Source organism: Marinactinospora thermotolerans DSM 45154, assembly GCF_900167435.1.
GTDB classification, from domain to species: Bacteria; Actinomycetota; Actinomycetes; order Streptosporangiales; family Streptosporangiaceae; genus Marinactinospora; species Marinactinospora thermotolerans.
In genome coordinates, this window is sequence record NZ_FUWS01000011.1 from 23683 (window position 1) to 43740 (window position 20058).

A 20058-nucleotide genomic window follows, 5' to 3' on the forward strand; every position below is an offset into this window, starting at 1 on the left:
GGGGGGAAGATGGGAATCAAGCTGAATGGTTCACCGTCGTTCCTTTTCGCAGAGACCACCGGCACCGGGAGATGGAATGAACGTGCCTCCGAACGCCTTTTCCCCGTCGCGTTTCATCAAGGACGTCCAGGGCACGGCGACGAGCATCGGCGCCGCCTTCGACCAGGAGCGGACCCGCCGGGTCATCGACGCCTACGAACAGAGCTTCAGCACCGGCGCCGTCCTGTGGAAGACCACCAGCCGCGCGGGCGACGCCCTCAGTTACCGCTTCTACTCCCGTGAGCCCACCGACACCGTCGAGATCGCGGCGCGGGCGGGGTTCATCGACGTCAGGTCGCCGCTCGTCCCCCTCGTCACCTCGCTGAGCGCCATGAACGGCGGTGCCGCCCTCCAGTCCTGCGACTTCGACGCGGACCGGGGCCTCGCCAAGTGCTGGGTGTTCCTGGGCGGGATGCTGCGTCTGGAGGAGGTGCTCGCCGTCGACCACATGCCCGAGGCCCTGCGGCGGCAGGAGGCGGCCCTGGCCGGCCGGGGACTCGAATTCGTCAGGCACGTCTCGGTGGACTTCCGGCATCAGACCGTGAACCTCTACTTCGGCGTGCTCGGCCGGTTCCGGGCCGGGCAACAAGCGGCCGTCGCGGAGCTGGTGCACAGCCCGCCCGCCGACGCCGCGCTGGTCGAGGAGATCGGCGGCTACATGCGCGAGGAGCACTACCTCGCGGCCCTCACCTGGTCCGCCGACACGGGATGCTTCGAGCGCGCCTGCTTCTACGCCCCGCACATTCCCGAGGGGCGCATCCCCGACGTCGGCCCCCGCCTGGCGGGGTTCCTGCGCGACGCGCCCTCCTACGATCCGACGGACGTGCACATCGTCGGATGGTCCTTCGGCGCCGGAGGCACGTCCTATGTCAAGGGTGAGCGCAGTTACTGCGGCGACCTGGCCGGGTTGCTCCGGGACTGGAGGGCTCTGCCGGGGCGTGGCGGGCAGGCCGGCCCGGTCCTGGACCCCGTGGCCACGCCATGACCGGTGGGGTGCCGGTCGCGGCGCGCCGGCTGAGGGAATCGGTGCGCCGGGTGGCGCGGCCGGCCGTCGCACCGCCGGGTAGCCGGCACGGGGTTCGGGCGTAACAGGAGCGGCCCCGGCCTTCGCCCGGATGTGCCGCCGCCCCGTCCGGGGAAAGCGCGAGGTCGCGGCCCACCGTCCATGGTGGGCCGCGACCTCGGTCGGGGCCGTGCGGATCCCCGGTTCGAGACCGTCAGGACGACGGTGTCCGGTGTTCGGCGCGGCGCAGTCCCAGGCGGCCACGGGAGATGGCCACGAGGAACAGGGCGGCGAGGGCGACCAGGATGACCTCACCCGCGCTGGCGGGGTTGCCCATGACGGTTCCCTTGACGCCCGAGACGACGTTGATCCCGGCGTGGGCGAGCACCGCGGCGAGCACGCCGCCGCGGGCGGAGTTGAAGACGTGGCCGAGGATGACCGTCAAGCCGACGCAGAGCAGGGCGTAGGAGGGGAAGTGCATCTCGTGCTGGGCGGTGCCCGGCACGGAGAACAGGGGAGCGTGCCACACCGCCCAGACCGCGCCGAGCACCACGTTCGCCGCCGGCGGGGGCAGCACACCCTGGAGCCGGGGCAGCGCGAACCCCCTCCAGCCCAGCTCCTCGTTGCCGCCGCCGGCCAGCGCGATGAGGAGGAACTGGGCGGGCGCCATCGCCAGCGTGGCGCTCAGCAGCGCCTCGTCCACCGGCGCCTGTTCCAGGAACACCGGGAGCGCGGCGGAGGCCGCGATGGCCAGGAGCGCGAGCAGCGCGATCGCGTAGGGCGCGATGCCGCCCCTGCGCCGTAGCGAGTACCGCCGGAAGAGGGCGCCCACCCCGGCTCGGCCCTGGGTGGCGGCGGTGACGAGGATCGCGGCCACCATCGGCCCGAACCCGCCGACGAGGACGTAGGGCATCGGGTTGCCGGTGATCAGTTGGGGTCCGGCCCACCACGCGGTCCAGGAGAAGGCGAAGGCGATCACGAGGAAGGCGGTGAGGCCCTGGGGGGCGACGGCCGTCGTGCGCGCCGGGTCGGGGGCGGCCGGCGAGGCGGAGGGGCGCGGTCGGGTCATGGGGAGGTCGGTTGCCATGGCCAGCAACATACACCGTTTGATTCAATCCGACAATGTTGGATTACCGGTATGCTGTTGGACATGGCTGAACCAGGACCCGACCAGCAGTTCGACAGCGTCTTCCACCGTCCACAGCGCCGCCGCCGCTCCCAGCCCGCTCTCAGCCGCGAACGCATCGTCGCCGCGACGATCGCGCTACTCGACCGCGAGGGCGCCACGGCCCTGACGATGCGCAAGGTCGCCGCCGAACTGGGAGTGCACGCGACGAGCCTCTACTGGTACGTGGAGCGCAGGGAGGACCTCGTGGACCTCGCCGTGGACGAGATCCTGACCGAGGCGGCCGCGGCCCTGCCCGCCTCGGACGTGCCCTGGGAGACCGCGCTCAAGGAGACCGCCCGCCGGTTCTACTCGGCGCTGACCGCGCACACCTGGGCGGCGGAGTTCGCGGGCTCCCGGCCGCTGATCGGGCCGAACGCGGTCGCCCTGTCCCGGAGGGTCGTCGCCGCCATCCAGGAGTCCGGCGGCGACGAGGAGGCGCGGGCGGCCGCGATCCGGGCGGTGTCGAACCAGATCCTCGGCGCGGCCACCTCCGCCGTCGCGATGCGCGTGGCCAAGTCGCGGTCCCCGCAGGAACACGAGGAGGCCGTCGCCACCGCGGTGGCGGACTCGGACTTTCTGGCCGTGGAGAACACCTACTTCGACCAGGCGCTGGACCTGATCGTGGAAGGCGTCAAGGCGCGGCGCGGCACCCGGGGACGGTGACCGTCGGTGCCGGGGCGCCGGCCCCGGCCGACCGGGCGGGGAGGCCCCTTGGTCTCCACGCCGCCGCGCGGGTGGACGGCCCGATCGCCCAGGGGAACACGCGGCCCGGGGCGCGCTGGCCGTCTCCCGGCCCGTCACCCGATATCCGCCGGGAGCGGTGCGGCCGGTCTCCCCGCGCTGCTGACGCCGGACCGCTTCGCCCGGTCGTTCGAGCGCCGTAGTCGTGCGGCCGGGCCGGAACAGCGGTGTCCCCACCGGCCGGGCCAGCCCACGTCGCGCACCGCCGTGGCGGGTACGGTTCGGCGAGCGTGGGGGCGTCCGAACCGGGAGGCCCACCGGTTTGGACGCCCGACCGGCCGGCCGACGCGGACCGTCACGGCCGGTGATCCCCGGCGCGTGGTTCGAGACTGCGGGCGCCGGAGGCAAGCCGCACCGGGAGCTTCGTCGCCGGCACCGATCGGAGCCGGTGGATGGACCGGCTACCCGCCTCGCCGGATCTGGCCGAGGATCGTGGGGTCGGTGATCTTCGTGTCCTCGGCGAGCAGCAGCGCCTTGCTGAGGATGATCGACAGCATCCGATCGCCGTCGAACGGCAGATAGGTGACGGGCACGTCGCCCGGGACGATGCACAGGTACCGGTCGCCCGAAACCATCAGGATGTTCCCCGAGCCCAAGTGGATCCGGTAGGTGTTCAGCTCCCCCTTGACGTGCAGGAAACGCCCCTCGACGTGGCAGCGGTCGCCGACGGCCAGCCGGGGCGGCAGCCGCGTCAGCAGGTCCCGGCGCGTCCGGGCGGTCTCGCCCAGCTCGCCGAAGCCGTGGGAGGACCAGTACGCCTGGTAGCGCCCCTCGGGGCCGCCGTCCTGCCACGTGGGGTCGTTGCCGACGCTGGTGACCCCGACGAACAGGTCCACGTCCCGCAGCGCCTCGCTGAGCACCCGGACCGGTATCTCCTCCAGCGGCAGCGGCTCCACCTTCACCGGCCCGGGCATGAAGAACCCGCCGTCATCCATGGTGCCGACCAGGTTCTGCGGTGTGTCGACCGGATAGAACCGCACCTGGTCGGTGGCCAGCAGCGCGTAGGCGCCTTTGCCGTGGGGTAAGGCGTCGCGCGCGGCGCCGAGGAGGGGCCCGGCGTGGATATCGGCGGTCTCGGATGCCGTTACCCCGGCAGTTAAGGCCGGCGTGGCCACCGCGACCGCCTCGCTTCGATGCGGACGATCCACCCCGCGTAGGAGTTCTCGCCGGCTTTGAGACCGCTGGCGCGGGGTCTGCGGTGCCTTATTCGGACCATTCGGGATTGAGGAGCTGGTAGAGGATGTGGTCCTGCCACCGGCCGGCGATCAGCAGGTACTGCGGGGCGATCCCGTAGGTCGTGAACCCGTTGCGTTCCAGGACCCGTTGTGATCTGGTGTTCTTGATCAGGGTCTCGGCCTGGAGGCGGTGCAGTCCCAGCCGGCCGAAGGCGATCTCCCTGGCCTCGGCGACGGCCCTGGTGGCCAGGCCCCGGCCGTTGTGGGAACGGCTCACCCAGTAGCCGAGGCGGGCCGACTGCAGGGCGCCGCGGACGATGTCGCCGATGTTGAGGCGGCCGACGATCCGCCCGTCGGGGTCGAGGATGGCCAATGGGACCAAGGTGCCGTCCTCGTGGTCGCGCGCGTCCTGCTCCAGCAGGGTCGACTGGCGTTCGACGGTGAAGTAGTCGTCGTCGCGGAGGGGATCCCACTCCGCGAGGAAGCCGCGGTTGCCCGTGAGGATCTTGGCGAGTTCCGGGGCGTCGTCCGGGGTGAGGAGCCGGGTGAACGTCAACTGATGTCCTTGCCTGAGACCGATGTAGTGGAGGCGGCGGAGCGAGGCGTCGGCGGGAGGTCCGCTTCGGCGATCACCACGGCCACGAGCTGCAGACCCGACCACATTCTGCGCGGCCGAGTGCGGGACGAATCCGCCGAGATCCCCCGCCAGGGAGAGTTCAGGTGCCAGACCATACGCCAGTCCCAGGCGGAGGTGAACCGACGCGGCTCCGCCACGGTGGGCAGGAGCACGACGACGCAGATCAGCGTCACCGCCGTGATGCTGCCGAGGCGGGCCGCGCCCGCGGTCAGGACGCGGTCGCCGGCCGGTCAGAGGATGGACGGCACGGATCCCGGCGACCCTGACTTCCAGGACTGGCCGGACTCCCCGTCGAGGACCACTACGGTGCCGGGTTCTCCCTGGTTCAGGGGTCGGTCCCCTGTCCGGCCGCCGTCTTCCCGGGAGGCGCTTGCCGGCTAGGCCGATGAGGACGCGGCGGCGCACGGGGCCGAAATGCCATCCGCAGATCGGTCGAGGCGACGGTGGCGCGCGCCCCGCCGACGTCGGCGGGGCGCGAGGACGGGCCGGCGAACACGGTGATTCCCACGAGGCGAGCTGCTGCCGAGGGCGATGTGTCAGCCCGCTCCGGCCGCGGCGTGCAAAGGCCGGGGCATGTCAGCGGTTTCGCGAAGTCGAGTTCGGGCGTCTTCCGGCGCGTCCGCGGGCCGGGGCGCGCACGATCCGCCCTGGTTGCCCCCTTGGTTGCGACCTGGGCAACAAAAAAGGCCCTGTGACCAGGACCTTTAGTGGTGTCCGAGGGGGGACTTGAACCCCCATGCCCTTAACGGGCACTAGCACCTCAAGCTAGCGCGTCTACCTATTCCGCCACCCGGACTGGGTTTCCGGCGGTCCTTGCCGCCGAACAAGGTCAACGATAGCAAACGTCAGGCGTTACCCGTACATCGTTTTCGCCGAACCGATCGCGCGGTGGGAGACGTCACGAGGGAGCGACACGCGAGGGGGAGAGGGAGGACGATGGGGAGGGCAGGCAGTCCAGACACGGAGAGGAAGCGATCTGGCATGGCGAACGAGCGTGAGGCGCCGAGCGCGGCGGAGGTCGAGGTCGTCGACCTGTGCCGGGAGCTCATCGCGATCGACACCTCCAACTACGGCGACCACTCGGGTCCGGGGGAGCGGGCGGCGGCCGAGTACGTCGCGGAGAAACTCGACGAGGTGGGGGTGGAGTCCCGCATCTACGAGTCGCATCCCGGCCGCAGCAGCCTGGTCGCGCGCATCGCGGGCGCCGACCCCTCCCGTCCGCCCCTGCTGATCCACGGTCACCTCGACGTGGTCCCGGCCGACGCGGACGACTGGATCCACCACCCCTTCTCCGGCGAGGTCGCCGACGGGTGCGTGTGGGGGCGCGGCGCGGTCGACATGAAGGACATGGACGCCATGGTCCTCGCGGTGGTGCGGCAGCGGATGCGCGAGGGGCGCACGCCGCCGCGCGACATCGTCCTGGCGTTCCTCGCCGACGAGGAGGCCGGCGGCTCCTGGGGCGCCCAGTGGCTGGTGGACCGGCACCCGGAGCTGTTCGCCGACTGCTCCGAGGCGATCAGCGAGGTCGGCGGGTTCAGTCTCACGGTCGGCGAGAACCGGCGCATGTACCTGGTCGAGACCGCCGAGAAGGGCATCGCCTGGATGAGGCTGACCGCCCGCGGCACCGCCGGGCACGGGTCGATGGTCAACGACGACAACGCCGTCACCGAGCTCGCCGAGGCGGTCGCCCGGCTGGGCCGGCACCGCTTCCCGGTCCGCCTGACCAAGACGGTCCGGCTGTTCCTGGAGGAGGTGTGCGAGGCGTTCGGCGTCGAGTTCGACGAGGACGACGTCGAGGCGACGGTCGCCCGGCTCGGCCCGATCGCGACGATGATCGGCGCGACGCTGCGCAACTCGGTCAACCCGACCGTGCTCAGCGGCGGTTACAAGGCCAACGTGGTCCCGGGGTCGGCGACGGCGCAGGTGGACGGCCGGTTCCTGCCCGGGACCGAGGAGGAGTACTTCGCCGAGATCGACCGGCTGCTCGGCCCCAAGGTGAGCCGCGAGTTCATCCAGTACCTGCCATCGGTCGAGACGGAGTTCGAGGGCGGGATCGTCTCGGCGATGGCCGACTCGCTCCTGGCGGAGGACCCGGGCGCCATGGCGGTCCCCTACTGCCTGTCCGGGGGGACCGACGCCAAGAGCTTCCAGAAGCTGGGCATCAGGAACTACGGTTTCGCGCCCCTGAAGCTGCCCCCGGAACTGAACTTCGCCGGCATGTTCCACGGCGTGGACGAGCGTGTCCCCGTGGACGGGCTGCGCTTCGGCGTCCGCGTCCTCGACCGTTTCCTGGACCTGAGCTGAGGCGGTCCCGGGCCGTCGGACCGTTCCGGCGGCCCGGGGCGCGTCGATCCTCCCGTTCGGGTTGCGCGCACACCTCTGCGTAGTGCTACGGTAACTCTCGGTTGCCGGAGGTGATCCTCCGTCACCGCTCGCGCGACGTCTTCGCGTGATCCTTCGATGTGCCGAACCGAGAGGTTTTCCATGGTGCTGACAGACCGGAAGCGGCGGGGCGATGCCCTCCGCGCGGTTTGTGGCGCCGTGGCCCCCTCGATCCGCCGTCTTCTCGCCCTGGGCGGCCTCGCCGCCGCGGGGTGGCTCGTCGCCGGCGCCGCGCCCGTCGCCGCCGACACCCTTGCGGCCGGTCCGTCCGCGGTGCTCTCCGCGGAACGCCTGGCCGCGCCGTCCTCTTCCGAGACGGCCGACGTGACCGGTCTCACCGACACCCACGAGACCGGCGAGGCCGCGCGTCACGCGGTCGGCTCCCTGGCCCATGGCGCCGGAGTCTCCGTCGCCGAGGCGGTCGGTACCGGCCGCGAGATCGGCGCGCGACTCGACCGCTCCCTCGGGGGTGGCGACACCGCTCTCACCGAACAGGTCTCCGAAGGACTGGCCCAACCCGCCGCCGGGCTGCGCGACGGGCTCGGGCGGGCGATCGACCCCCACCAGTCCGGGGGGCCGCTGACCGGCCTCGCGGGTGACGAACTCGGGCTGATCCGCGACACGCTCGAACAGCCCGGTGACATCATCACCGTCCGGCCCGGGGCGCACGAGCGGGGCGACCTGCCCGCCGAGCACCCGACCGGCGTCGCGGCCGAGCCCGCCCAGCGCGACGACGCTCCCGAACCCTCCGAAACCCCGGAGGACGTCGACGAGGTCTCCGGCGACCAGGAGGTGGTGGTGCCGATGAGCGCCGCGCCCCTCCTGTTCTCCACCGCCTCCGACACCGCTCCCGACGAGACGCCGGACCCCGCCACCTCGGGGGGACGCGCGTGGGGGCACGCCGGCTCCGACTCCGCTGGAACCGTGTCCTCGTCCTCCCCTTCGCCCGGTCCCGCCGCCGCGGGTTTCCTGGCCCAGCAGTTCGGGACGCTCCGGCCGCTCGCCGAGCGCGTCGCCCTGCCCGGCGACCCCACTCTTGTCGTCCGCGACGCCGCCGACGACCCCTCTTTCTCTCCTGACTAGTTCGTTTCTTCCGGGCGGTCACCGACCCCGCGCCTGAGCCGCGCTGTTCGCGCCGACCCGACCAGACCGTCAGGGCCTCGTCCCATTGGTCTGCACACCGGCGCGCCCGTTCTCCGCCGTGACCGCCATCCCGGACCGAACCGGTTCCCCGTCCGACGCTCCACCGCGCTCCTTTCGAGATTGCAGGGGTCACCCATGTCCATCGAGAAGCACAAAACACGATTCGTCGCTCATGTCAGCACCGGGACGGCTCCCACCGCGAGCCGGACCACGGCCCTCCCGCCCGGTTAGGGCGGAACCCGGCTGCCCGGTCCCATCGACCGGGGGTCGACGTGAGTCCCGCGCCGCGACGACGTTCGCGGGGTTCACGTCGGTCACCGCCCCTCCAGGGCGGAGCCGACCGGACGTGCACCACACGTCGCGCCTCCCCCGGGAAGCGCAGCGCGTCCCTCCCCGCCCGAACCGCACCCGCCAGGTGCGACATCCCGGGCGGCCTTCGGCCCGGAACGGCGCTCCAGCCAGGAGCGGCCCGTCCCGAGGCCCGCAGAGCCCATCTCATCTCGCAAGACTCGTTCGAAAGGAACACCCACATGCGGAAGTGGGTCCGTACCTCGGCCAAGACCGCCCTGCTCACCGCGGGCTTCGTCGCCCTCGGCAGCGGCATCTCCTTCGCCGACACCGAGGCGGTCACCTCTGGTGACGGCTCGATCCTGGGCGGCAACCAACTCGTCGTCGACGCCGACGTCCCGGTCAACGTCTCCGGCAACGCTGTCGCCGCTGTCGCCGCTGCCGCCGCAGCGGTCTCCGAGGACACCGGCGCGGTCGTCTACGACAAGGGTGGTAAGGGGGGTGATGACCAAGACCTCACCTCCTCCGGCGACGGATCGGTGGCCGGCGGCAACCAGGCCGCGGTCGACGCCGACGTCCCGGTCAACGTCTCGGGCAACGCCGTCGCGGCCGTCCTCGCCACGGCCGCCGCGGTCTCCGAGGACACCGGCGCGGCCGTGGTCGAGGGAGGACACCACTCCACCGACCGCCACCACGACGCCTACCGCACCCACCAGCTCTCCGCGGTGGAGGAGACCGAGAACAACCTGCTGGCCCCGCTCGGCACCACGGGCCGGATCCTGGAGCACACCGGCGGTGTGATGGCCGGGGTGCCCCAGAGCGTCGAGCGCCAGCACCAGTTCTCGCCCAGCGAGGGCGACGCCGAGAACGTGACGGGGCCGGTGCGCGCCGTCGGCTCGGTCGTGGAGCACGCCGGATCGGTCATGGGCACGGTCGCCGAGCCGCGGACCGCGGACCGCGGGGTCACCGGGCTGGTGGACCGCGCCGACGCGGCGGTCGAGCAGACCGGTTCCTTCCTGCGGGACGGACGCGAGTCGCAGCGCGGCGAGATGCGCCACCACCACACCACGGGCCTGGGCGGGAACGCGACCGGCCCGTTGGAGAACCTGCTCCCCGAGCCCGCCGAGACGCTGCCGAAGATCGGCGCGCACACCGAGTCCATGCTGGCCGGCGCGGCGGAGAGCGTCACGCACCGGGCGTTGCCCGAGATGAGCGGTCTGCCCAGGCTGGGCGAGGCGATGGACCTGACCGGCCTGTAGGCTCCCCGGAGCCCGGCACCGTCCGGGCCGGACCCGTCCCGGTCCGGCCGGTGTGCGGGCCCCGGATCTTACGGGCATCCGGTCGTCGACCGGCCCTGACGTCCTCCTTGCGGCGGACGGGCGGAGGGGCTGGAGGGACGATCTGATCCCGTTGGCGTGCCGCGTCCGGTGAGTGGCCGGTCCCGATGTCCTCCTTGCGGCGGACGGACGGAGGGGCGCGGACGCTCGGTCCCGTCGACGTGCCACGCCTGGCGATCGGCCGGTCCCGACGTCCTCCTTGCGGCGGACGGGCGGAGGGACCGACCGAAATCGCCGAACAACCTAGGCGGGCCATCCCGGAATAACCGGGGTGGCCCGCTCCTTGGCGTTACAGGGCCGGGTGGGCATGGGGTCTCCCCGTGCCGGATTCCACCCGCCTCCCGGCACTTATGTGGTGACGTAAATCACATAAAGCGATTCTGTCGGATGATCTTGCGACGCAGGGTCACCTTCCGGGTCCCGTCGGGATACAGCCGGACCCGGGCGAGTTCCCATCGCCCGTATTCGGCGTGCTCGGTCAGGGCCTGCCGGGCGGCGCTACGCGACGTGCCGCGCGGAAAGCGGAGCTCCTGGTACTCGTACTCAAGCATTGCGCCTATTCTGCGACTGCTGGAGGGTGTTGTGCCATAGCGTTCACTCACGCGGGTGATCGCCCCACCGCTCCCACAGGACATTGCGGTTCTCGGAAAAGACGAGGAACCGGCCGGCCGCGCCGACTCGAGCGGCGAAGAACCGACCCCTTCGGTTACCGTCAGTGGCTGGGGACCGATACTCGCGATCCGCCGACTCGATCGCGCAGACGACGACGCAAGGCTAGATGTAGGGGAAGAGCGTGCCACCCAAGAAGGGCAGCGCCGGCAGGAACGGCTCGAACGACAGCGGAAGGGGCGGAGGAAACCGCCTCGTCATCGTCGAGTCGCCTGCGAAGGCCAAGACGATCGCCGGCTATCTCGGCCGGGGCTACGTCGTGGAGTCCAGCATCGGCCACATCCGCGACCTGCCGACCAAGGCCGCCGAGATCCCGGCCCGGTACAAGGGCGAGCCGTGGGCGCGCCTGGGCGTCGATGTCGACCACGACTTCGAACCGCTCTACGTCGTCACCGCCGACAAGAAGTCCCACGTCAAGAAGTTGAAGGAGCTGCTGGCCGAGGCCGACGAGCTCTACCTCGCCACCGATGAGGACCGCGAGGGCGAGGCCATCGCCTGGCACCTGCGCGAGGAGCTCAAGCCGAAGATCCCGGTCAAGCGGATGGTGTTCAACGAGATCACCAAGGACGCGATCCGGCGCGCGGCGGAGAACACCCGCGACCTCAACCTGCGGCTCGTCGACGCCCAGGAGACCCGTCGCATCCTCGACCGGCTCTACGGCTACGAGGTGTCGCCGGTCCTGTGGAAGAAGGTCATGCCGAAACTCTCGGCGGGCCGGGTCCAGTCGGTGGCCACCCGCCTGGTCGTCGAACGCGAACGCGAGCGGATCGCGTTCACCGCCGCCGAGTACTGGGGTCTCAAGGCGCTCTTCGACGCCGCGGGCAACGGCTCGGGTGCCGACCCCTCGGTCTTCCCCGCCGCCCTCGTCTCGGTCGACGGCGCCCGCGTCGCCCAGGGGCGCGACTTCACCGCCCAGGGACGGCTGCGCTCGGATTCGGGCGTGCTCCACCTGGACGAGGACGCGGCCCGGGCGCTGGCCGGCCGGCTGGTCGGCGCGCACTTCGCGGTCCGCTCGGTCGAGCGCAAGCCCTACCGGCGCTCCCCCTACGCGCCGTTTCGCACCACGACGCTGCAACAGGAGGCGTCGCGCAAGCTCGGCTTCTCGGCCAAGCAGACGATGCAGGTGGCCCAGCGTCTCTACGAGAACGGCTTCATCACCTATATGCGGACCGACAGCACCACGCTGTCGGAGAGCGCCATCGCCGCGGCCCGTGACCAGGCGACCCGGCTGTACGGCGCCTCCCACGTGCCCGACAAGCCGCGCGTCTACGCGGCCAAGGTGAAGAACGCGCAGGAGGCGCACGAGGCCATCCGCCCGGCGGGCGACTCCTTCCGCACCCCGGCCGAGACCGGTCTGAGCGGCGCCGAGCTGCGGCTCTACGAGCTCATCTGGAAGCGCACGGTCGCCTCCCAGATGAAGGACGCCGTCGGCGAGTCGGTGAGCGTGCGCGTGGCGGGCACCTCCACCTCCGGGGAGAACGTCGAGTTCGGCGCCTCCGGCAAGATCATCACCTTCCACGGCTTCCTCAAGGCCTACGTCGAGGGGGCCGACGACCCCGAGGCCGAGCTCGACGACCGCGAGCGCCGGTTGCCGCCGTTGGAGGAGGGCGACACCCTCAAGGCCGAGAGCATCGAGGCCGAGGGGCACAGCACCCGTCCGCCCGCGCGCTACACCGAGGCCACCCTGGTCAAGGAGCTGGAGGATCGCGAGATCGGCCGTCCCTCGACCTATGCCTCGATCATCGGCACGATCCTGGACCGCGGCTACGTGTTCAAAAAGGGCTCGGCCCTGGTGCCGTCCTTCCTCGCGTTCGCCGTCGTGCAGCTGCTGGAGCGCCACTTCGGCAACCTGGTCGACTATGACTTCACCGCGCGCATGGAGGACATGCTCGACGACATCGCGCGGGGCGAGGCCGAACGGGTGCCGTGGCTGCGCCGCTTCTACCACGGTGGTGAGGACGAGGCCGGTCTCAAGGAACTGGTCGACGACCACCTCGCCGACATCGACCCCAAGGAGGTCAGCTCCTTCCCGCTGGCCGGCACCGACATCATGATCCGGGTCGGGCGGTTCGGGCCCTACCTGGAACGCGACGGCCAGCGGGTCAACGTGCCCGAGGACCTGGCGCCCGACGAGCTCACCAAGGACAAGGCCGAGGAGCTGTTCGCCCAGCCCAGCGGCGACCGCGAGCTCGGGACCGATCCCGAGACCGGCCGTCTGGTGGTGGCGCGCAACGGGCGGTTCGGCCCCTATGTGACCGAGGTCCTGGAGGAGCCCGCGGCCGAGCCCGAGGGTGGGACCAAGACCAGGACGCGCAAGAAGGCCGCGGCGCCCAAGCCGCGGACCGCCTCGCTGCTGAAGTCGATGTCGCTGGACACGGTCACGCTGGAGGACGCGCTGAGACTGCTGTCGCTGCCGCGCGTGGTCGGCGAGATCGACGGCGAGGAGGTCACCGCGCAGAACGGTCGTTACGGTCCCTACCTGAAGAAGGGCACCGACAGCCGTTCGCTGGAGACCGAGGAGCAGATGTTCACGGTCACCATCGACCAGGCCAGGGAGCTGTTCGCCAAGCCCAAGCAGCGGGGCCGGCGGGCGTCGGCCGCCGCGCCGCTGCGCGAACTCGGCAACGACCCGGTCAGCGGCAAGCCGATGGTCGTCAAGGACGGCCGGTTCGGACCGTACGTGACCGACGGCGAGACCAACGCCTCCCTGCGCAAGGGCGACGAGGTGGAGTCGATCACCGACGAGAGGGCCGCCGAGCTGCTCGCCGAGCGGCGGGCCAAGGCGCCGGCGAAGAAGCCGGCCGCCAAGAAGCCCGCGGCCAAGAAGCCCGCCGCGAAGAAGAAGCCGGCGCCGAAGAAGTCCTGACCCGGCGACACCCGCCCGACCGGCCGTGCCGCGGCCCCGCCCGGGGCCGCGGCACGGCCGTGTCCGGGCCTTCCCCACGCGGTAATGTGTTGTGGATCACATATGCTGTCGGAGGGGTGAACACGCAGGAGGGCCGCGTTATGCGCGTTCCGTCACGAATAGGAGCTGGACCGAAAGCGCGGTTAGGGTCTGAACCGTCGCTACGCTTTTCGCCATGAGCAGATCTGGACCATTCGGGGAGCCGGGCGAGACCCGCTCCGTCCTGGCGATCAAGCCGTTCCGGCGGCTGTGGATCTCGCTGTCGCTGTCCAGCCTCGGCGACTGGCTCAGCCTGCTCGCCCTCATGTCGCTGGCCACGATCCTCACCCAGGACCGCAGCCCGCTCGTGCAGTACTTCGCCGTCAGCGGCGTGGTCCTGCTCAAGCTGCTGCCCTCGATCCTGTTGAGTCCCCTCGCCGGGGCCCTCGCCGACCGCATCGACCGGCGCCTCACCATGGTCGTCGGCGACATCCTGCGCGGTCTGCTCTACATCTCCATCCCGATCGTGGGCCGCCTCGACTGGTTGCTGATCGCCAACTTCCTGGCCGAGTGCGTGGCCCTGTTCTGGGCCCCGGCCAAGGACGCCACCGTCCCCAACCTCGTCCCCAAGAACAAGCTGGAACAGGCCAACCAGCTCAGCCTGTTCAGCACCTACGGTTCCGCCCCGGTCGCCGCGGGACTGTTCGCGCTCCTGGCCGCGTTCAGCTCGGTGCTCGGCGGGCTGTTCCCCTCCCTGGGCACCCCCGAGGCCGACCTCGCCCTCTACATCAACGGCGTCACCTTCTTCGTCGCGGCGGTCGTCATCTGGCGCCTGCCCGTCCCCGCGCGGGAGCCCGCCACCGCCGACCGTTCCTCGGTCCTGCGCACGATCTGGGAGGGATGGCGTTTCGCCGGCACCACCCCCCTGGTCCGCGGTCTGCTCCTGGGGATGCTCGGGGCCTTCGCGGCCGGCGGCGCGGTCGTCGGCGTGGCCCGCCTGTTCGTCGAGACGCTGGGCGCCGGCAACGCCGGGTTCGGTGTGATGTTCGGCGCGGTGTTCGCCGGCATGGCCGTCGGGATGTTCGCCGGCCCGCGCATCCTGCGCGACTTCAGCCGGCGTCGGCTGTTCGGCCTGGGCCTGGGCATGTCGGCGGTCGCCCTGCTGCTGGTGGGCCTCATCCCCAACATGGTCTTCGCCGCCGGGATGACCGTGCTCGTCGGCGCGGGCGCGGGTGTCGCCTGGGTGACCGGGCTGACGATGCTGGGCCGTGAGGTCGAGGACGACATCCGCGGGCGGACCTTCGCGTTCCTGCACGCCGCCGCGAAGATCGTGCTCATGGGCTCGGTCGCGGTCGCCCCGCTGCTGGCCGGACTGATCGGCTCGCACCGCTGGCAGGTGCGCGAGCTCACCTACGACTTCTCCGGTTCGGCCGGGGTCCTGCTCATCGCGGCGCTGTTGTTGCTGCTGGTGGCCTTCGTCTCCTACCGGCAGATGAACGACTCCCCCGAGGTCTCCCTGCTCACCGAGCTGGTCGCCGCGGTGCGGGGGGTGCCGCTGTCGCGTCCCCAGGAGGCCGCCGGTGTCCGTGGCACGTTCATCGTGCTGGAGGGGGGAGAGGGCGCCGGCAAGTCCACGCAGGCCCGGCAGCTGGCCATCTGGCTGCGCGAGGAGGGCTTCGACGTGGTCACCACGCGCGAGCCCGGCGCCACGAAGCTCGGCATGCGGCTGCGCGCGCTGCTGCTGGACAAGGAGCACACCGGGATGTCGGCGCGCGCCGAGGCGCTGCTGTACGCCGCCGACCGCGCCGAGCACGTCAGCTCGGTCATCCGGCCGGCCCTGGAGCGTGGCGCGATCGTCGTCAGCGACCGCTACGTCGACTCCACCCTCGCCTATCAGGGGGCCGGGCGCGAGCTGGCCACCAGCGACGTCGCCCGGATCAACGAGTGGGCCACCGGGGGGCTGGTCCCCGACCTGACCATCCTGCTCGACCTCCCGGTCGGCCTGGGGATGGCCCGCCACGGCCGGCCCGCCGACCGGCTTGAGGCCGAACCCGAGGAGTTCCACGAGCGGGTGCGCGCGGGGTTCCGCGCGCTCGCCGAGCGCGCCCCGGAACGCTACCTGGTGCTCGACGCGCAGCGGCCGCAGGAGGAGATCACCCGCGAGATCCGGCGTCGCATCCGCCCGATCCTGCCCGACCCGGTTCCCGGGGACGCCGAGGAGATCACCGGAATGCTGCCGATCATCAAGGACTGAGCACGGCACCCCGCGGGTGCCCCGGGGCGGCGGCCGGAGCGCGCCGCGCCGGGGCCGGCCGAGGGGCGCGAGCGTGGCCGGACGCCCGGCCGGGACCTCCCGGCCGGGCGTCGCGCGTTCGACCGTGGCGTCCAGGGCCGTCACCGGTTTTGGAAGACGGGTGTCGTCGGGGGAGTCGGCGGGCCGCTCGCGTGGCCCGGGGAAGGTGTCCGCTCCGGGTGCACTGAGCGGTGGCGGCGCCGCACCGCGCGGGTTCCCGGCGGACCGGAGACGCCCGAGGTGCCGGCCGTTTCGCCGGCACGACCGCCACCCCCATCCCACGCCTCCGGCCGGGCCACGCGGGCCGCTCGCGGGGTGCCCGCGTCGCGTACCTTCCCGGCCGCCCGGCCCACGGCGTCCCGGGCGCCGACAACGCCGAGGAGGCGGCCCCGGCCCGGCGACCAGCGACGCCCACCACGGCGGTCACCCCAGGCCCCGCCCGGCCCGCGAAGCCGCGCCGGAGCCGGCCGGGATGACGGGGACACCTGGGCCGTCCACGAGGAAGGGGACGGGGGACGTCGTGTGGATCACCGCCCGGCGCGTCCCCGCGGGCTCCTATGCTGGTTCACGATGAGCGTCTTCGACGACCTGGTGGGCCAGGACACGGTGATCGAGCAGCTGCGCTCGGCCACGCGGGCGGCGGACGACCTGCTGGCCGGCGGCGCCGGCGCGGGCATGACGCACGCCTGGCTGTTCACCGGACCGCCCGGCTCGGGCCGCTCCGAGGCCGCGCGCGCCTTCGCCGCGGCGTTGCAGTGCCCTGACGGCGGCTGCGGCCACTGCCCCTCCTGCCACCAGGTCCTCACCGGCACCCACGCCGACGTGCTGTACGTACGCCCCAGCGGCCTGAGCTTCGGGGTGGACAAGACCCGCGACCTCGTCCTGCGCGCGGCCTCCAGCCCCACCGGGGGGCGGTTCCGCGTCGTGCTGTTCGAGGACGCCGACCGCGCCACCGAGGCCGCCTCCAACGCGCTGCTCAAGGCGGTCGAGGAGCCCGCCCCCCGCACCGTGTGGCTGCTGTGCACGCCCACCGCCGAGGACCTCCTGGTCACCATCCGGTCCCGCTGCCGCCTGGTCACGTTGCGCACGCCCACCACTGACGCCGTCGTCGACGCGCTGGTGCGGCGCGACGGTGTCGACCCCGGCGTCGCCGCCGAGGCGGCCCGCGCCGCGGCCGGCGATGTCGAGCGGGCCCGTCGGCTCGCCACCGACCCCGCCACCCGCGACCGGCGCGAGGAGGTGCTGTCCATCCCCGCGCGCCTCGACGGGCTGGGCGCGTGCGTCTCCGCGGCGGCCCGCCTCTACGAGCTCGCCGAGGCCGACGCCAAGGAGAGCACCAGCGCGCTCGACGAACGCGAGAAGGCCGACATGAAGGCCGCGTTCGGCGAGGGGTCCACCGGCAAGGGGGTCGCCAAGGCGGTCCGCGGCGCCGCCGGGGCCCTCAAGGACCTTGAGGAGCAGCAGAAACGCCGCGCCACCCGGATCAAGCGCGACGCCTACGACCTCGCGCTGATGGATCTCGCCGCGTTCTACCGGGACGTCCTCGCCGTGCAGATGGGGGCGACCGTGCAACTGAGCACGGCGAACCGCCGGGCCGACCTGGAACGGGTCGCGGCCTCCTCGACGCCCGAGTCCACCCTGCGCCGCATCGACGCCATCATGGAGTGCCGCCGCAGGATCGGCGCCAACGTCCACCCGCAGATCGCGATGGAGGCCATGACCGCGGCCCTGTACCTCGGGTGAGCCGGAAAGGCCGTGGCCCGTCCCGGCCTCATCCCTCCCGGGCCGCCGCCCACCCCATAGGGTGACCTCCGTGGGGATGATGATGGCGGTCAGCTTCGAACGGTACGGCCGGCTGTACTACCTCGATCCGGGCGGGCTCACCCCGGCCGTGGGGGACAAGGTCCTCGTCCCCACCGACTCCGGTCCCGAGGTCGCCGAGTGCGTGTGGGCGCCGCAGTGGGTGAGCGAGGACGTCGAGGGGCTGCCGGTGTGCGCGGGCATCGCCACGCGCGCCGACCTCGCCAGGGACGAGCGCAACCGGCGGCGCCGTGGGGCCGCGCGCCCGGTCGTCAAACGGCTCGTCCGCGCCCACGGGCTGCCCATGAAGGTGGTGGGGATCGACTACGTCCCCTCCCCCGAGGTCTTCACCGTGTACTTCTCCTCTCCCCGGCGCGTGGACTTCCGGGAGCTGGTGCGCGAACTCTCGCGGGCGCTGGGCGCCCGGGTGGAGCTGCGCCAGGTCGGCGCCCGAGACGAGGCGCGCCTCCAAGGGGGGATCGGCCCGTGCGGCCGGGACCTGTGCTGTGCCACCTTCCTCAAGGACTTCGAGCCCGTCTCGGTGCGCATGGCCAAGGAGCAGAACCTGCCGGTCAACCCCATGCGCATCTCCGGTGCCTGCGGCCGGCTCATGTGCTGCCTCAAGTACGAGCACCCCCTCTACCAGGAGTTCAAGGCCACCACGCCCGCGCCGGGCAGCCGGGTGTCCACCCCCGAGGGCGACGGGGTGGTCGTCGGGCACGACGTTCCCAGGGAGCGGGTGGTGGTGCGGATCAGCGGCAGCGGGCGACGCTGCGCCTGCGACCGCGCCGACGTCTGCGGACCTCGCCGGGCCTATGACAGCGCCCACCCGCCGGCGCGGACCGGCACGGAGGAAGGAAACGACCGGTGAACAGGTTCGCGGTGCCAGGGGCCGCGTTGGCGTTGGCGCTCCTCGCCTCGGGTTGTGGCGGCGCCTCCCCCCGTGAGGAGGAGGCCCCCGCGCCCCTGCGGGCCTTCTACGAGCAGGAGGTCGCCTGGGAGGACTGCGGTGGCGGGTTCGAGTGCGCCGACGTGCGGGTCCCGCTCGACTACGACGACCCGGCCGGGGCCGAGCTGACCATCGCGGTGATCCGCTTGCCCGCCTCCGGCGCGGATCCGGTGGGGTCGCTGCTGGTCAACCCGGGCGGGCCCGGTGCCTCGGGGGTCGACTACGCGCGCGCGGCGGAGCACATCGTCAGCGAACAGGTGCGAGAGCGGTTCGACGTCGTCGGGTTCGACCCGCGCGGCGTGGGCGGCAGCAGCCCCGTCCACTGCCTGGACCGCGAGGAACTGGACGCCTACCTGGGCGGCCAGTACGACACCGAGGACGGCGACGGTGATCCCACCGAGGTCACCCCCGAAGGGCTGGAGGAGCTGGAGGAGGCCAACCGGGGGTTCGTCGAGGGGTGCGTCGAGCACTCCGCCGACCTGCTGCCCCATATCGGTACGGCCGACGTCGCCCACGACCTCGACGTGCTGCGCGGGGTCCTCGGCGACGACGGGCTCACCTACCTCGGCAAGTCCTACGGCACCTACATCGGGGCGATGTACGCCGAACTCCACCCCGACCGGGTGCGCGCGCTCGTCCTCGACGGGGCCATGGACCCGGAGCTGGGCCAGTTGGAGACCAGCGTGGAGCAGGCGAAGGGGTTCACCACGGCGCTGACCGCCTTCGTCGAGGACTGTCTCTCCCAGGCGGAGTGCCCGTTGGCCGAGGGCGCCGGCACCACCGTCGAGCAGGCCAACGGGCGCCTCACCGACCTGCTGGAGCGCACGGCAGAGGAGCCGTTGCGCAACGGGCTCGGGGACGGGCGCGAGGTCAACCGCGCCAGGGTCGAGACCGGGGTCCTGGCCGCGCTGTACAGCGAGTCCTACTGGCCGCGGGTGCGTTCGGCGCTCACCGACGCCTTCGAGCGCGGAGACGGGACCGCGCTGCTGGAACTCGGAGACGAGCTGTACGGCAGGGAGCCGGGCGGCGGGTACGAGAACTCGACGGCGGCGCTCATCGCCGTCAACTGCGCCGACCGCGCCGCGCCCCGGGACATCGCCGCCTACGAGGAGGCGGCGGACGCCGCCGCCGAGGCGTCCCCCCTGTTCGGCCCGTCGCTGGCGTGGGGAGCGCTGCCGTGCGCCTACTGGCCGCGCGACGCGGTCGCCGAACCCGTCGACATCGACGGGAGCGGCGCGCCCCCGATTCTGGTCGTGGGCACGACCCGGGATTCGGCCACCCCTTACCAGTGGGCGCAGAATCTCGCCGGAGTACTGGAGTCGGGCGTGCTGTTGACCCACGAGGGCGACGGGCACACCGCTTACCGCACCGGTGACCCCTGCGTGGACGCCGCCGTGGACGCCTATCTGCTGGAGGAGCGGGTGCCGGAGGACGGCACCGTCTGCGCCTGACCGGTCCCCGCGGGCACGGGGACCGACGGGAGGGGTTCGCCCGGTCGGCTAAATTCTCCACAAAGTCCGCGGCGGCGTGGGCTCGGTGCTCTCCCCGGA

15 protein-coding genes and 1 tRNA gene are annotated in these 20058 nt (G+C 72.2%); 10 read left to right on the forward strand and 6 right to left on the reverse strand.

Translation table 11 applies throughout. The features are described 5' to 3' along the window. Window positions 1-76 precede the first annotated feature (76 nt). Window positions 77-1024 carry an aromatic prenyltransferase gene (locus tag B5D66_RS18810; protein ID WP_159457289.1) on the forward strand — a complete coding sequence of 316 codons (948 nt, stop codon included), beginning with the start codon at window positions 77-79 and terminating at the stop codon, window positions 1022-1024. A gap of 232 nt (window positions 1025-1256) precedes the next feature. Here the strand turns inward: B5D66_RS18810 and B5D66_RS18815 are convergent, their stop codons facing one another. Beyond that, complete coding sequence (locus B5D66_RS18815) at window positions 1257-2141, reverse strand: CPBP family intramembrane glutamic endopeptidase (RefSeq protein ID WP_078763103.1); 885 nt, start codon at window positions 2139-2141, stop codon at window positions 1257-1259. A gap of 39 nt (window positions 2142-2180) precedes the next feature. Between B5D66_RS18815 and B5D66_RS18820 the strand changes: the two genes are divergently transcribed. Then, window positions 2181-2873 (forward strand): TetR/AcrR family transcriptional regulator C-terminal domain-containing protein, encoded by a 693-nt coding sequence (locus B5D66_RS18820; protein ID WP_078763104.1) that lies wholly within the window; start codon window positions 2181-2183, stop codon window positions 2871-2873. Window positions 2874-3352: 479 nt separating this feature from the next. On the opposite strand, the gene B5D66_RS18825 is transcribed toward B5D66_RS18820, so the two are convergent. From B5D66_RS18825 to B5D66_RS18840, 4 genes are all read right to left on the reverse strand, one after another. Then, on the reverse strand, window positions 3353-4066 hold the full coding sequence (locus B5D66_RS18825) for a DUF7737 domain-containing protein (RefSeq protein ID WP_200813708.1): 714 nt from the start codon (window positions 4064-4066) through the stop codon (window positions 3353-3355). A gap of 88 nt (window positions 4067-4154) precedes the next feature. After that, window positions 4155-4682, reverse strand: coding sequence for a GNAT family N-acetyltransferase (locus B5D66_RS18830; protein WP_078763106.1), 528 nt, complete (start codon window positions 4680-4682; stop codon window positions 4155-4157). Then, complete coding sequence (locus B5D66_RS25190; RefSeq protein WP_144390203.1) at window positions 4679-4936, reverse strand: hypothetical protein; 258 nt, start codon at window positions 4934-4936, stop codon at window positions 4679-4681. The genes B5D66_RS18830 and B5D66_RS25190 overlap by 4 nt, the downstream gene beginning before the upstream one ends. Window positions 4937-5471: 535 nt before the next feature. Beyond that, a tRNA-Leu gene (locus B5D66_RS18840) sits at window positions 5472-5559 on the reverse strand. A gap of 185 nt (window positions 5560-5744) precedes the next feature. Between B5D66_RS18840 and B5D66_RS18845 the strand changes: the two genes are divergently transcribed. From B5D66_RS18845 to B5D66_RS18855, 3 genes are all read left to right on the forward strand, one after another. Beyond that, window positions 5745-7067: a M20/M25/M40 family metallo-hydrolase gene (locus tag B5D66_RS18845; protein ID WP_078763109.1), complete on the forward strand. Its 1323-nt coding sequence runs from the start codon at window positions 5745-5747 to the stop codon at window positions 7065-7067. A 237-nt stretch (window positions 7068-7304) separates the two neighbouring features. After that, window positions 7305-8228, forward strand: coding sequence for a hypothetical protein (locus B5D66_RS25535; RefSeq protein ID WP_078763110.1), 924 nt, complete (start codon window positions 7305-7307; stop codon window positions 8226-8228). A 590-nt stretch (window positions 8229-8818) separates the two neighbouring features. Beyond that, a complete protein-coding gene (locus B5D66_RS18855) occupies window positions 8819-9835 on the forward strand; it encodes a chaplin family protein (protein WP_078763112.1) in 1017 nt (338 codons plus the stop codon). A 443-nt stretch (window positions 9836-10278) separates the two neighbouring features. Here B5D66_RS18855 and B5D66_RS18860 read toward each other — a convergent pair whose 3' ends face one another. Beyond that, entirely contained in the window at window positions 10279-10464 is a 186-nt protein-coding gene (locus B5D66_RS18860) for a DUF5703 family protein (RefSeq protein ID WP_078763113.1), read from the reverse strand. A 242-nt stretch (window positions 10465-10706) separates the two neighbouring features. Here B5D66_RS18860 and topA point away from each other — a divergent pair, with 242 nt between their 5' ends. The 5 genes from topA (at window position 10707) to B5D66_RS18885 (ending at window position 19959) form a co-directional block, all read left to right on the forward strand. Beyond that, a complete protein-coding gene (gene topA, locus B5D66_RS18865) occupies window positions 10707-13448 on the forward strand; it encodes a type I DNA topoisomerase (protein WP_078763115.1) in 2742 nt (913 codons plus the stop codon). A 214-nt stretch (window positions 13449-13662) separates the two neighbouring features. Then, a complete protein-coding gene (tmk, locus tag B5D66_RS18870; RefSeq protein WP_078763117.1) occupies window positions 13663-15720 on the forward strand; it encodes a dTMP kinase in 2058 nt (685 codons plus the stop codon). 609 nt (window positions 15721-16329) lie between these two features. Beyond that, window positions 16330-17502, forward strand: coding sequence for a DNA polymerase III subunit delta' (locus B5D66_RS18875; RefSeq protein WP_078763301.1), 1173 nt, complete (start codon window positions 16330-16332; stop codon window positions 17500-17502). 76 nt (window positions 17503-17578) lie between these two features. After that, a complete protein-coding gene (locus B5D66_RS18880) occupies window positions 17579-18430 on the forward strand; it encodes a PSP1 domain-containing protein (RefSeq protein ID WP_078763118.1) in 852 nt (283 codons plus the stop codon). Continuing rightward, the gene (locus B5D66_RS18885) at window positions 18427-19959 is read left to right on the forward strand and encodes an alpha/beta hydrolase (protein WP_235001102.1); all 1533 of its coding nucleotides are present in this window, start codon (window positions 18427-18429) and stop codon (window positions 19957-19959) included. The genes B5D66_RS18880 and B5D66_RS18885 overlap by 4 nt, the downstream gene beginning before the upstream one ends. Window positions 19960-20058 lie beyond the last annotated feature (99 nt).